The sequence below is a fragment of the Serratia sp. CC22-02 genome (genome assembly GCF_900182895.1).
Taxonomy (GTDB): Bacteria; Pseudomonadota; Gammaproteobacteria; order Enterobacterales; family Enterobacteriaceae; genus Serratia; species Serratia nevei.
This window is the reverse complement of sequence record NZ_FXUD01000002.1, coordinates 647,800-660,372: the sequence shown is the minus strand read 5'-3', so window position 1 is coordinate 660,372 and position 12,573 is coordinate 647,800. Positions and strand designations below refer to the sequence as shown.

11 protein-coding genes are annotated in these 12,573 nt (G+C 61.1%); 3 read left to right on the top strand and 8 right to left on the bottom strand.

The window, feature by feature from the left end; genetic code table 11:
- Positions 1-14 precede the first annotated feature (14 nt).
- On the bottom strand, positions 15-617 hold the full coding sequence (gene betI / locus QOL81_RS10085; protein WP_038880897.1) for a transcriptional regulator BetI: 603 nt from the start codon (positions 615-617) through the stop codon (positions 15-17).
- Positions 618-1,015: 398 nt separating this feature from the next.
- Between betI and QOL81_RS10080 the strand changes: the two genes are divergently transcribed.
- Positions 1,016-3,055 (top strand): choline transporter, encoded by a 2,040-nt coding sequence (locus QOL81_RS10080; protein WP_060421320.1) that lies wholly within the window; start codon positions 1,016-1,018, stop codon positions 3,053-3,055.
- A 44-nt stretch (positions 3,056-3,099) separates the two neighbouring features.
- On the opposite strand, the gene QOL81_RS10075 is transcribed toward QOL81_RS10080, so the two are convergent.
- The 4 genes from QOL81_RS10075 to QOL81_RS10060 form a co-directional block, all read right to left on the bottom strand.
- Entirely contained in the window at positions 3,100-3,570 is a 471-nt protein-coding gene (locus tag QOL81_RS10075) for a YkgB family protein (RefSeq protein WP_033637683.1), read from the bottom strand.
- Between the two features lie 65 nt (positions 3,571-3,635).
- Positions 3,636-3,926, bottom strand: a complete 291-nt coding sequence (locus QOL81_RS10070) for a pentapeptide MXKDX repeat protein (protein ID WP_049272450.1) — start codon at positions 3,924-3,926, stop codon at positions 3,636-3,638.
- A 59-nt stretch (positions 3,927-3,985) separates the two neighbouring features.
- Positions 3,986-4,762, bottom strand: coding sequence for a molybdopterin-dependent oxidoreductase (locus QOL81_RS10065; RefSeq protein ID WP_070914007.1), 777 nt, complete (start codon positions 4,760-4,762; stop codon positions 3,986-3,988).
- 10 nt (positions 4,763-4,772) lie between these two features.
- The gene (locus QOL81_RS10060; protein ID WP_033653385.1) at positions 4,773-5,384 is read right to left on the bottom strand and encodes a cytochrome b/b6 domain-containing protein; all 612 of its coding nucleotides are present in this window, start codon (positions 5,382-5,384) and stop codon (positions 4,773-4,775) included.
- Positions 5,385-5,534: 150 nt separating this feature from the next.
- On the opposite strand from QOL81_RS10060, the gene QOL81_RS10055 reads away from it, so the two are divergent.
- Both QOL81_RS10055 and QOL81_RS10050 read left to right on the top strand, forming a co-directional pair.
- Entirely contained in the window at positions 5,535-6,248 is a 714-nt protein-coding gene (locus tag QOL81_RS10055) for a winged helix-turn-helix domain-containing protein (RefSeq protein WP_047728196.1), read from the top strand.
- Positions 6,249-6,251: 3 nt separating this feature from the next.
- Complete coding sequence (locus QOL81_RS10050) at positions 6,252-7,718, top strand: sensor histidine kinase (protein WP_060421310.1); 1,467 nt, start codon at positions 6,252-6,254, stop codon at positions 7,716-7,718.
- On the opposite strand, the gene QOL81_RS10045 is transcribed toward QOL81_RS10050, so the two are convergent.
- The 3 genes from QOL81_RS10045 to QOL81_RS10035 are packed head-to-tail and all read right to left on the bottom strand — an operon-like array spanning position 7,715 to position 12,569.
- The gene (locus tag QOL81_RS10045) at positions 7,715-8,383 is read right to left on the bottom strand and encodes a fimbrial biogenesis chaperone (protein WP_060438937.1); all 669 of its coding nucleotides are present in this window, start codon (positions 8,381-8,383) and stop codon (positions 7,715-7,717) included. The genes QOL81_RS10050 and QOL81_RS10045 overlap by 4 nt on opposite strands.
- Before the next feature lie 9 nt (positions 8,384-8,392).
- Positions 8,393-10,027, bottom strand: a complete 1,635-nt coding sequence (gene ecpD, locus QOL81_RS10040) for a fimbrial adhesin EcpD (protein WP_060421304.1) — start codon at positions 10,025-10,027, stop codon at positions 8,393-8,395.
- Positions 10,017-12,569, bottom strand: coding sequence for a CS1-pili formation C-terminal domain-containing protein (locus tag QOL81_RS10035; RefSeq protein ID WP_283439800.1), 2,553 nt, complete (start codon positions 12,567-12,569; stop codon positions 10,017-10,019). Before QOL81_RS10035 ends, ecpD begins: the two co-directional genes overlap by 11 nt.
- Positions 12,570-12,573 lie beyond the last annotated feature (4 nt).

Sequence of the window (12,573 nt, the reverse complement as noted above, 5' to 3'; positions counted from 1 at the left end):
AGGATCTCCTTGGGTTATCCTCCGGGCGGCGTCTGCCCCCGGAGTTGGAACGTGATGTATTCGGTCGTGAGCGCCAGCGCCTGCGACTGATTGAACGCCGAGCCGCGCAGCGCGCTGCGCAGCCACAGTCCGTCGATCAGCGCCGCCAGCCCCTTGGCCGCCAACCGCGCCTGCGGCTGCGGCATGACGCGGCGAAACTCGGCGCACAGGTTGGAATAGAGCCGGCGGCCGTTCACCTGCTGCAGCCGGTTGAGCTGCGGTTGGTGCAGACTGCTGGCCCAAAAGGCCAGCCAGGTCTTCATCGCCGCGCTGTTGATCTGGCTGTCGTCGAAGTTGCCGGCGACGATCGCCTGCAGCCGCGCCGCCGGGCTGTTATCGGTCAGCGCCTGCAAGCGCAGCTTCACCGCCTCGCCCAGATGGCTGATCAGATAGCGCATCGTGGCTTCCAGCAGGCCGTTCTTGTCCTTGAAATAATGGCTGATGATGCCGTTGGAAACGCCGGCCCGCCGCGCGATCTGCGCGATGGTGGCGTCATGCATTCCCACTTCGTTTACCGCGGCGAGCGTGGCATCAATCAACTGCTGCCTTCTGATTGGCTGCATTCCTACCTTTGGCATATTTCGACTCTCACAAAACCGACTTCGGCCTTATCTCAGCGGGCAAATTTCACTGCCGTTTCGCCCGTGATTCAGGTCATCATGAGGACTATTAAACTTTTTTTTGATTGAACGTTCAATAAAAATTGCATATATTTTATTGCCGCCTGGTTAAAAATTTGTACTATCTGGTTGTGGAACTGGCTGATTTTTGTGAGGTAATTAACGAATCTGACCAAAATCAGTGGCTGTAAGCGGTTCCCGCCGCGAAGCGCGCCGGCGCTTCATTAACAGGCGAAAGCGGCATCATTCAGGCCCTCCTCTACGGAGACGGCCGCCGCCTTCATTCGCCCGTTTTTCAGAGGCCAACGCGCCCCGAAATGCGGAGCGGCACGATTTTCTCAATTCAGAGGATGACGATGACAACCCACGAAACCTCCTCCAAACCGCAGCAGGACCGCCTCAACCCTGTGGTTTTCTTCACCTCGGCGGGGCTGATCCTGGCCTTCTCGCTGATGACCATCTTTTTCACCGACTTCTCCGGGCAGTGGATCACCCGCACGCTGAATTGGGTGTCAGCCACCTTCGGTTGGTACTACCTGCTGGCGGCGACGCTGTACATCGTGTTCGTGGTGTTTATCGCCGCTTCGCGCTTCGGTTCGATCAAGCTCGGGCCGGAGCAGTCCAAGCCGGAATTCAGCCTGATGAGCTGGGCGGCGATGCTGTTCGCCGCCGGCATCGGCATCGACCTGATGTTCTTCTCGGTCGCCGAGCCGGTAACCCAGTACATGATGCCGCCGGAAGGTGACGCGCAAACGCTGGAAGCCGCGCGCCAGGCGATGGTCTGGACGCTGTTCCACTACGGCCTGACCGGCTGGTCGATGTATGCGCTGATGGGCATCGCCCTCGGCTACTTCAGCTATCGCTACAATCTGCCGTTGACCATCCGCTCGGCGCTGTACCCGATCTTCGGTAAGCGCATCAACGGCCCGATCGGCCACAGCGTGGACATCGCCGCGGTGCTCGGCACCATCTTCGGCATCGCCACCACGCTGGGCATCGGCGTGGTGCAGCTCAACTACGGCCTCAAGGTGCTGTTCGAGATCCCGGAAAACCTGACGGTGCAGGGCTCGCTGATCCTGCTGTCGGTGATCATGGCCACCATCTCGGTCACCTCGGGCGTCAACAAGGGCATCCGCATCCTGTCCGAGCTGAACGTGCTGCTGGCGCTGGGCCTGATCCTGTTCGTGCTGTTCTTCGGTGACACCGAGTTCCTGCTCAACGCGCTGGTGCTCAACGTCGGCGATTACGTCAATCGCTTTATGGGCATGACGCTCAACAGCTTCGCCTTCGATCGGCCGGTGGAGTGGATGAACAACTGGACGCTGTTCTTCTGGGCCTGGTGGGTGGCGTGGTCGCCGTTCGTCGGCCTGTTCCTGGCGCGAATCTCGCGCGGGCGCACCATTCGCCAGTTCGTGGTCGGCACGCTGATCATACCGTTCGTGTTCACCCTGCTGTGGCTGTCTATCTTCGGCAACAGCGCGCTGTACCAGATCATTCACGGCAACGCCGAGTTTGCGCAGGAAGTGATGCAGTTCCCGGAGCGCGGCTTCTACAGTCTGCTGGCGCAATACCCCGGCTTCACCTTCAGCGCCTCGGTGGCCACCATCACCGGCCTGCTGTTCTACGTCACCTCGGCGGACTCCGGCTCGCTGGTGCTGGGCAACTTCACCTCGCGCCTGGCCGACATCAATAATGATGCGCCGAACTGGCTGCGGATTTTCTGGTCGGTGGCCATCGGCCTGCTGACCATCGGCATGCTGATGACCGACGGCGTGCCGGCGCTGCAGAAAACCACGGTGATCATGGGCCTGCCGTTCAGCTTCGTGATCTTCTTCGTGATGGCCGGGCTGTACAAATCGCTGCGGGTGGAAGACTACCGCAAGGCCAGTGCGCTCAGTACCCTGGCGCCGGTGCCGGTCTCCAGCCACGACGTGCTCAACTGGAAACAGCGTCTGTCGCGGGTGATGAACTACCCGGGCACCCAGTACACGCAGAAAATGTTGGATAAAGTCTGCCGTCCGGCGATGCAGGACGTGGCGCGCGAGCTGGAGTTGCGCGGCGCGAAAGTGGAGTTCAGCGAAGTGCCGCCGACCGAAGACGAGCGTCTGAACCACCTGGAGCTGCTGGTGCGCCTGGGCGAGGAACAGAACTTTATCTATCAGATCTGGCCTATGCGCTACTCGGTGCCGGGCTTCACCTACCGCGCCCGCTCCGGCAAGTCGCACTACTACCGGCTGGAAACCTTCCTGATGGAAGGCACCCAGGGCAACGACCTGATGGACTACAGCAAGGAACAGGTGATTGGCGATATCCTCGACCAGTACGAGAAGCACCTGAACTTCCTGCACATTCATCGCGAAGCGCCGGGGGGCACCCTGACCTTCCCGGATATGTGATGGTCGATAAATCACGAGAGGGCGTAGCCAGGCTACGCCCTTTTTTATGCCTGCTCGGCCGGCAAGTCGGCTTTCAGCAGCACCAGGGAACCGGCCAGCAACACCAGATCCTTGATTAAAAAGCTGGTGGCGCCGGCCATGGCCGGAAAACCGCCGGCGGAAGGCTCCCAGGCCCCCGGCGTGGAAAAGATCAGCGTCAGCGTGGTCAGGTAGGTCACCGTCGAACCGATCGCCCCCAGCAACCCCAGCCGCCGTGACCAGAATCCCGCCAGCAGCAGCAAACCGAAGCTCCACTCGGCAACGCCCAGCGCATAGCTGGCGCCGCGGATGCCGAACGCCTGATGCATCCAGCTCAGCAGCGGGCTGTTGCCGATCAGCGGTACCAGCCCCTGCGCCTCGTAATCAAACCACTTGGCGTAACCGAAGGCGGCGAAGATCACCACCAGCGCCGCGCGCATAAAGATAACGTCCCCGTTCGAGCGCTGAAAGCGCCGCAGCCATGTCGCCAGCATCATCCTCTCTCCTTATGTTGCCCACGGCCGCCGCGGATCGCCCGCTTGCGGCCGCGGGGTACGGCGGCTTAGTGCCCCATCGCGTCCTTCTTCATTTCGTCTTTCTTCATGCCGTCTTTGGCCATACCGTCTTTCGCCATGCCATCCTTTTTCATCGCGTCTTTGCCCATCTTGTCTTTCTTCATGCACTCCTTGCCCATGCACGCTTTCTTCATGCCGTCTTTGGCCATGCCGTCGTGCGACATCTGGCTCATACCGTCCTTTTTCATCGCGTCTTTGCTCATGCCATCGGCGGCGTTGGCGCCGGCCACGCCCAGCATCAACGCGCTGCACATCATCATTGCGAATAACTTTTTCATGGTATTTCCTTCCGTCATGTCAAAGGCACCGGGGTGCCGGAGAATGGCCGGCGGCCGCCTCAGCTGCCGCCAAACCAGTTGTAACCCTGGTCTTCCCAGTAACCGCCCGGGAAGCGGTTGGTGACCTCGATCACCTGAATGTGTTTCGGGTTCTTGTAACCCAGCTTGGTCGGCATGCGCAGCTTCATCGGGTAGCCGTACTTGCGCGGCAAGATCTGGCCGTCATAGGTCAGCGCAATAATCGTCTGCGGGTGCAGCGCGGTAGCCATGTCAATGCTGGTGTAGTAATCGTCGGCGCATTTGAAGCTGACGTAGCGGGCGCTCAGATCCGCGCCGATCGCCTTGAGAAAGGTCGCGAACGGCACGCCGCCCCACTTGCCGATGGCGCTCCAGCCCTCGACGCAAATATGGCGCGTCACCTGGCTGACCTGCGCCATGCGGTGCAGCTGCGGCAGGCTCCAGGCGCGTTTGTCCTGCACCAGTCCCGCCACCTCCAGCCGGTAGTCGTCGCCGTTGATGTCCGGCGCGTCCTCCTCGGCGTAGAAAGCGTTGAACGGGAACGGCCGGGTGATCATCGATTCCGGGTAGACCGGCGCCAGGCGATCGCCATTGAACAGCCAGCCCTGTACCCGATCGTTGAAGCGAGAGATGCGGCTCAGCGCCTGTTCGACGTTGGCGTTATCGCTGAGATCGCAGCCGGTGAGCATGGCGATGCCGCCCAGCGTCAGGCCGTTGCGCAGAAAGCGGCGGCGCGAAGGCGCGCTCAACAGCCGCTGCGCTTCTTTGACGATCGCCTGCCCTTCAATGATCGTCATGATCTGTTTATCCTTTTCCATCATTCACTCCTTAGCGTCCGCGCAGCATGGCCAGCAGCGTCCGCGGCACCAGCGCCACCATCACCAGGTGAATCGCGACGAAGGCCACCAGCGCCGACATGGCGAAAAAGTGGATATAGCGCGCCGCCTCATAACCGCCGAGCAGCGTGCGCAGCAGCGGAAACTGCACCGATTTCCACAGCACCAGCCCGGACAGCGCGCTCATCACGCCGAGGATCATCACCGACAGATAGGCCACGCGTTGCACCATGTTGTAGTGGCGCAGGTCGGCGTGTTGCAGCCTGCCGCGCAGCGCGGCACCTATATCGGCGAGAAACTGCCGTGGGCTGAGCGGCCAATACTTGCGTTTGAAACGCCCGCTGGCCAGGTTGATCAGCAGGTAGCACAGCCCGTTGACGCCGAACAGCCACATGCCGGCGAAGTGCCACTGCAGCGCGCCGCCCAGCCAACCGCCGAGCGTCAGCTCATTGAGAAAGCTGAAGTTGAACAGCGGCGAGGCGTTGTAGATGCGCCAGCCGCTGGTCACCATGATCAGCATCGCCAGCGCATTCAGCCAATGCGTCAACCGCAGCCACAGCGGATGCACCGTCTGTCGTTGTTCCGGGGTGAGAGTGAGGCTCATGCGAACTCCTGGCGACCAATGAGGCGATGAGCCGAGTATTCCCCGGATTTGTTCCCCAAGACCTCACGCAAAGTTAAATAAAATGTGATAACTCCGCCGGTGGGGGTTGTGTAGACTTCAGAGAGAAACGGGCAATCAGCGGTAATGAGAATGGACAAGCCAAAACGAATTTTGATCGTCGAGGACGACGGCGACATCGCCGAACTGCTGCAGCTGCATCTGCGCGACGAGGGTTACGCCATCAGCCACGCCGCCGACGGCAACCGGGGCATGGCGATGCTGGAACAGGGCGGCTGGGACGCCCTCATCCTCGATCTGATGCTGCCGGGCGTGGACGGATTGGAGATTTGCCGCCGGGCGCGCACCATGACGCGTTACACGCCAATCATCATCACCAGCGCGCGCTCCAGCGAGGTGCACCGCGTGCTGGGGCTGGAGCTGGGCGCCGACGACTATCTGGCCAAGCCCTTCTCCATGCTGGAGCTGGTGGCGCGGGTCAAGGCGCTGTTTCGCCGCCAGGAAGCGATGAGCCGCAACCTGCGCATGGACGCCGGCGTGCTCAGCTTCAACGATCTGACCATCGACCCCATCGCCCGCGAAGTGCACCTGCACCAGCAGCCGGTCGAGCTGACGCCGCGCGAGTTCGACCTGCTGTACTTTTTCGCCCGACACCCGGGCCAGGTGTTCTCGCGCCTGAGCCTGTTGAATCAGGTTTGGGGCTATCAGCACGAGGGGTATGAGCACACCGTCAACACCCATATCAACCGGCTGCGCATCAAGATCGAGCGCAACCCGGCGGAACCCGAGCGCATCCTCACGGTGTGGGGCATGGGCTATAAATTCGCGGCCGCGCCGCAAGAGTGAGCCATGAAAAACCTTACGTTAGCGCAACGCCTCACGCTGATCTTCGCGCTGCTGATCGTCATCGGCTGCGCCTTTTCCGGCTGGATGCAGGTGCGCAGCAGCACCCAGTACAGCCAGGCGGTGATCCAGCGCCTGTCCGGCAACCTGGCGCAGCATATCGCCGACAGCAACCCGCTGCTGGGGGTGAACGGGCCGGATCCGCAGGCGGTGCATACCCTGTTCGATCAGCTGATGGCGGTGAACCCCAGCGTTGAGGTTTACCTGCTCGACAAGCAGGGCGCGATTATCGGCAACGCCGCGCCGGCCGGGCATCTGAAGCGGCAGCGGGTCGCGTTGCCGCCGCTGCAGGCGCTGCTCGGTGGCGCGCCGATGCCGGTGTATGGCGACGATCCGCGCAGCGTGGACGGGCGCAAGGTGTTCAGCGTCGCGCCGCTTAAGGTCGATGGCCGGATCGAGGGCTATCTGTACGTGGTGCTGCTCGGCGAAGAGTACACGGCGCTGGCCAGCAACGCCCAGTTCAACTCGGCGGTCAGGATGGCGCTGTGGACCTCCGGGCTGATGGTGCTGTTCAGCCTGCTGGCCGGCGGCTTCGCGTTTTATTGGGTAACGCGCCCTATCCGTCGCCTGACCCGGCAGGTCAGCGCGCTGGACAGCGGCGGCATCGAGGCGGTGCAGGCCTACGCGGCGCTGCCGGCGGTACGGGCCGGGCGCGACGAAGTCAGCCAGCTGCAGCAGGCCTTCCACCGCATGGCGCAGCGCCTTGCCGAACAGTGGCAAACGCTGGCGCAGCAGGATCGGCTGCGGCGTGAGTTCATCGCTAACGTCTCGCACGATCTGCGCACCCCGCTCACCTCGCTGCACGGCTATCTGGAGACGCTGTCGGTCAAGGCCGCCACCCTGAGCGAAGCCGATCGGCGGCGCTATCTGGAGATCGCGCTGGCGCAGAGCCGCAAAGTGGGCAAGCTGGCGCAGGAGCTGTTCGAGCTGGCGCGGCTGGAGTACGGCGTGGTGAAACCGCAGAAAGAGCCTTTTTCCCTCAGCGAGCTGTTGCAGGACGTGTTCCAAAAGTTCGAGCTGGCGGCGGAGGCGCGCAACCAGCGGCTGCACGCCGACATTCCCCCCGGCATTCCGCCGGTGTTCGCCGATCTCAGCATGATTGAGCGGGTGCTGACCAACCTGTTGGACAACGCCATTCGCCATACGCCGCCCGGCGGCGACATCGGCGTGCGGCTGTGGCGGCAGGACGATCGAGTGATGGTGCAGGTCAGCGACAGCGGCCCCGGCATTCCGCAGACGCTGCGCGCCGATCTGTTCGTGCGCCCGTCTGTCCTGAGCGGCGCCCGGCGCCCTTCCGGCGGACTGGGCCTGATGATCGTGCGGCGCATTCTGCAGCTGCACGACAGCGATATTCAGCTGATCGAACAAGCGCAAAGCGGCGCCTGCTTCCGCTTTGCCATTCCGCCGCGTTAATCGAGGCAGCTGCGATCGACGCTGATAAATTTGTCGTTATAGATAATAAATTTCTGCCCCTTCAGCCGAATACCGGCATGGGTCAGCGTATCGCCGGGGCGCAGGTATTCGGTGACGCCCTCTTCATCCGTGCTGTTGCAGCCCGGCTTGAGCAGGAACTTGAAGTAGGTGTTGCCGGTGTTGGTGAGCGTACCGCGCTGGGTATCGAGCCGATAGGCAAAGTTTACCTGACGCGGGCGCACCACCAGAATGGTGTCCATCACCACGATCGGCTCCAGGTTGACGCCGGCACCCCGACGCGGCCCCGGCTCGAACAGTCGGGTCGGCACTTCGCGAAATGACACCCGGTAATAACGCTCGCGATTATCCTGCGGCCCGCGATAGAAAAACTTATAGTACTCCGCCTGCCCGGCCTGCAGCGTCAGCTGGCGCGGCGCGAACAGCAGCTCGCCGTCCGCCGGCCGGCTGCGCACCTCGCGCTCTCCCGGCCGATCGATGGCGCGAATGCTCACCTGATACAGGCGCGCGCTGCGGTTATTATTCAACACCCGTTTGGCGGTGAATGAGCGATCCTGATCCATGGCAAACGTCAGGGTACCGACATTGATTGCGGCGGCGGTAAAGGGAAAGGACAAACACAGCAACCCTATCAGCACAAGTTTCACGCCCTGCCCTTAATTGATGTTGCGCCAGGTGGCTTCGACATGAATTTCACCGGCGGCGCTGACGTCGCCATACCAACCGTTGCCGTCGACGGTTCTCAGCGAGATCGGATTGTTCATCGGAATGCTAAAGGTCACGCGGGTCTTGTTCAGCACCCCCACTTCACCGGAGATATCATTCCACGGCGTGCTGCTCCAGAGCGCATTGGTCATGTCGTGCCACTGGCCATCGCAGCCGGCGGCGAAGCTCTGCTGACCGTTGGTGCTGGTGGTGATGCCGAGTGTGGCGGGGAACGGCACCTGGGTAGTGTTATCCGCAGAAGAAAAGAGGCAATAGTTCACCCCATTGATCGCCTGAGTCGGCCCGGTCGCCATCACCCTCACCTGATCGGCGGCGGTTTTGCCGCTGGTGGTCACGAAGTAGCCGAACTCCAGCGCCGGCTCCGCCGGGCCGACATAGCCTTCACGGTGTGGGCTGTTGTCGTAATCATCGGAAATAATGCTGATGCTGAAATCGCGCGGCTTGATAATCAGCTGGTTTGAAGTGGAAAACTCATACCATCCCGACTCCGGCGAGGTGGTGTTCTGAAAACGGAAATTGATCAGATCGCGGGTGCCGCTGTCGGAAATCCCCAGCGCGACCATCTGTTTGAAGAAGTTACTGGAGAAGAACACATAGACGGCGTTGCTGCTCTTCAGCTCGTTAAACGTATAGTAGCTGCCGGTGCCCGACGTGTTTTTCCAGGTGTTGCCGTTCAGACTGAACTGCAGATCGGCGGCGTTCACCGCTGAGGACAGCGCCGCATGGTTAATCGCCGGGAAAATATGAATCGAGGTATTGCTCACGCTGCCGTCGGTCTGCAAATCGTAGCTGACCATCTTGCACATGATGCCTGAGCGAGCGCCGATGGTCTGGTTCTTGCAATCGGCATTGCCCTCGCCGATGATCGGCACCCCATCGCTGTTGACGAACACCTCCGATACGGCGTTGGTATTGATAAAGCGCAGGTGGGCCGCCTTGCTGTGCGTGACGGTCCGCTTGTACCAGCTGCCGCTGGCCTGATCCCGACAGCGGCCGCCGGCCGCGGCGTCATAAGCCACCGACGTTTGGCAGCCGTTGATCTGCATGCTGAAAGCTTCGCCCGCCGCCATCTGCTTCAGATACTGATAGAAGCTCGGCGACATCATGCCGTGCATCCATTTTGCGCCGCCGGGCGTAACCACGGCGCCGTAAAATCCCTTTTCGTCGGTGGTCTGCGGCAGAATCAAGCTGGTATCCATATTGCAACCGGCATACCAGTTGATGCAGCGCAGGCCGAGGAACGGATTCTTTATCGGCGCATTTTCCAGCCACATGTCATAGCGCCAGTTGGCATTCAGCCCCGTGTTGTAACCATTATCCACGTACCCCAGGCTCTGCTGATAGACGGTGCCGGAACCGCCGTATTTCAGCCCGGTCCACTTATTGGCGCCGGTCATGCGCGGATCCAGCCCGCCGGCCGGCGTGACGAAAAAGTTGTCGTCGGCGTTGTTCTCCACGAAGACAAATTTCATGACCGCCGCATCCGGCCAGTTGGTCTGGCTGACCGCCGCCTGCAGCGCGGGGGCGACCAGCGCCAACAACAACAGCGCAACGTTAGCTCTCATGGTCAGACTCCCCGGATGACATATTGCCTGCATAGGTTTTCAGCCCGGTGCAGATCACGTCGCCGACCCACACGGCGCCTTGCGCCTTGCTGAGATCCAAATCCACTTCGCATGTCTGATTGCCGCCGTGGGTAAAATCGATAACCGGGAATTTCTTGTCGACGTCCATGATAAATTCGCCTTTCTCATCGGTGCGGGTGCGGCCGATATGGTTCTTGATATAGGCGTTGGCCAGCAGCGTGCCGTCCTCCGCTTTGATGCGGCCAAACACCGTCACCATCTGTTTTATCTCCGGCGAGATCACCGCCACGTTGCCCGGATACAGGGTGAGTTTGCTCTTGCGCTTGGTGACGATGTCGAAGCTCTCCGCCGAGTTTTTGTTGTTCATCAGCTCAACGTCGTACTGACCGTAAGGCGACAAAGGCAGGTAATTCTTATTGCCGCTCAGCTTCACCATCCGGCCGTCAACCCGTGCGGTCAGCAGGCCGTCGTTTTCAATGCCGGTATTGAAGATAATCCCGGCGTTGCCTTCGTTGCGGCCGCTGATGGCAATATCACGCCCTTGCCAACCCATGCTGCCGCTCGCGGTCAGGCTGCTGTTAACGTAGCCGTCGGCGGAGCTGCTGACGTTGAGCGTGCCGGCCGAATACTTGGTGTCGAAGCGCGCATAGCCACCACCGTTGAAGCGATTGTCGCCGCGGGTATCACCGGAAATCGCCCGCGACAGGTTGGCGCCCAGGGTGCGGATCGGCCCGTCCTTGATGTCCTTGCGCGCCGCCAGGTTGGCGGTGGTGTAACCGTTTTGATTGGAAACGCCGGCGCTGAGCCAGTTGCCCATCGGCAGTGAAAAATCGAGCGCGATGTACTTGCCGGTATTGGCGTTGCTGCTGCCGTTGTTGTAGCGTTGCACGCCCGCCCGGACGCCCAGCGTGCCGAAGCGGCCGGTAAAGATGTTCTGGTAATAGTCGGCGTTGTAATAGTGACTGTCGTTCTTCTTATCGTCGTTGTAGCTGGCGCTCAGGGTGCCCAGCGGAGACCACAGCGCCCCCAGATTAAGGCTGCCGCCAACGGCGCGGTTATAGGCGTCATTTTGCAACAGACGATCGCCAATCTGCGTTTTCTCCTGATTGATCCATACGCTGCTGAAGCCGCCGGGCAACGCGGCGCTGACGCTGTTGACCAGGCTCCAGGAGCGATCGGAGGCCGCCATGTTTTGCAGGTTGATCTGAATCGACTCGGTCACCGGCAGGCTGACGCGGCTCTCGCCGACGGCGTTGCCGTCAAACGAATACCCCGACAGCGCCCAATTAAGCGTTTGCAGATTGCCGGTAGCCGAAGCGCCAAGCAAATAAGAGTCCTTTGCCGGGCGGTGGCGTTCCCGTTCGCCGCGCCAGTCGTCCATGCGCAGCATCCCGCCCCAGAATTGCCAGGCCAGCGGCTCATTCGCACCGCGATTGGGGCTGAACAATTTATTCACTCGCTGCATGCGTTTATCGACCACTTTGCCGTTGACCACGACCTCCACCTCTACGTCATAGATACCGTAGGGCAAACTGCCGGTGTCCACTTCATGGTTGCCCATCGTGAAGTTTTGTACGCTGAGCAGCCGCCCGTCGCGCGACAGATGCACCTCGCCGGCCGAGGGGAAAAAAACCACGATCGGCGTCAGCGATTGGGAATTATCGAATACCGTCGAGTTGGCGCGGTTGCCGTAGGACAGGCCATAAATCTTGCTCGAGTTGATGGTCGTGACCGGCCCCAGCGACTGCAGATTCCAGCTGTCCAGCATGCCGGCGGCGAAACGGCGGCCGGCGAAATCACGCTCGTACATTGCTTTGTACAGCGTGGCGTTTTCATCGCCGCTGCCGATACCGTAGATGGAACCGTTCAACTCCACGTGGTGTTCACGCAACGCCGTGACGCTGTTGAGCGATAAATAACTGGAGGTATTGCCTTCGCTGGCGCGGGCCCGGTTATCGTAGACCCCGAGGTTATAATCCAGCGTGCTGCTTACGGCATCCACGCTGGACGCGCCGATGTCGCTGGAGCGGGCGCGCAGCACCGTCCCCAACGCGGATTCCTTCACTACCAGCTGCAGGTTGAGCTGCCGGAAATCCAGCGCCAGCCAGGCGTCGTCCGCGATCCGGATATGCTGCTGCCGATCGAATGGCGCATCCTGCAAAGCCTGCAGCTGGCCGGCAATCGCCGCCGTCAGCCGGGCGCCGTCGTCGTTATCCTCCAGCGTCACCCGACGAATCTTTAGCCTGTCCTGATCCAGGTAGAGAAAGGCATGGCCGATGCGGCTGTCGTCTTTGACGCCATCGCTCTTTTCATAATGCAACAACAGCGGAATACTCATCCCCTCGCGCAACGCCAGGCTGAAAGTGTGCGGGATCAGCACGCCGTTAATCTGCGTCAAACCGGCCGCCATCGCCATACGGCCAGGCAACAGCGTCGGGAGCGCCAGCGCACCGGCAGCCAAAAGCGTTCTCAACAGCACAGCGTTCACATGCCACTCCTTGCGTGATTGTTTTGCATCCATCGTG

Coding starts and splice junctions, on each gene's coding strand:
- betI (WP_038880897.1), bottom strand. CDS start 617: ATGCCAAAGGTAGGAATGCAGCCAATCAGAAGGCAGCAGTTGATTGAT.
- QOL81_RS10080 (WP_060421320.1), top strand. CDS start 1,016: ATGACAACCCACGAAACCTCCTCCAAACCGCAGCAGGACCGCCTCAAC.
- QOL81_RS10075 (WP_033637683.1), bottom strand. CDS start 3,570: ATGATGCTGGCGACATGGCTGCGGCGCTTTCAGCGCTCGAACGGGGAC.
- QOL81_RS10070 (WP_049272450.1), bottom strand. CDS start 3,926: ATGAAAAAGTTATTCGCAATGATGATGTGCAGCGCGTTGATGCTGGGC.
- QOL81_RS10065 (WP_070914007.1), bottom strand. CDS start 4,762: ATGGAAAAGGATAAACAGATCATGACGATCATTGAAGGGCAGGCGATC.
- QOL81_RS10060 (WP_033653385.1), bottom strand. CDS start 5,384: ATGAGCCTCACTCTCACCCCGGAACAACGACAGACGGTGCATCCGCTG.
- QOL81_RS10055 (WP_047728196.1), top strand. CDS start 5,535: ATGGACAAGCCAAAACGAATTTTGATCGTCGAGGACGACGGCGACATC.
- QOL81_RS10050 (WP_060421310.1), top strand. CDS start 6,252: ATGAAAAACCTTACGTTAGCGCAACGCCTCACGCTGATCTTCGCGCTG.
- ecpD (WP_060421304.1), bottom strand. CDS start 10,027: ATGAGAGCTAACGTTGCGCTGTTGTTGTTGGCGCTGGTCGCCCCCGCG.
- QOL81_RS10035 (WP_283439800.1), bottom strand. CDS start 12,569: ATGGATGCAAAACAATCACGCAAGGAGTGGCATGTGAACGCTGTGCTG.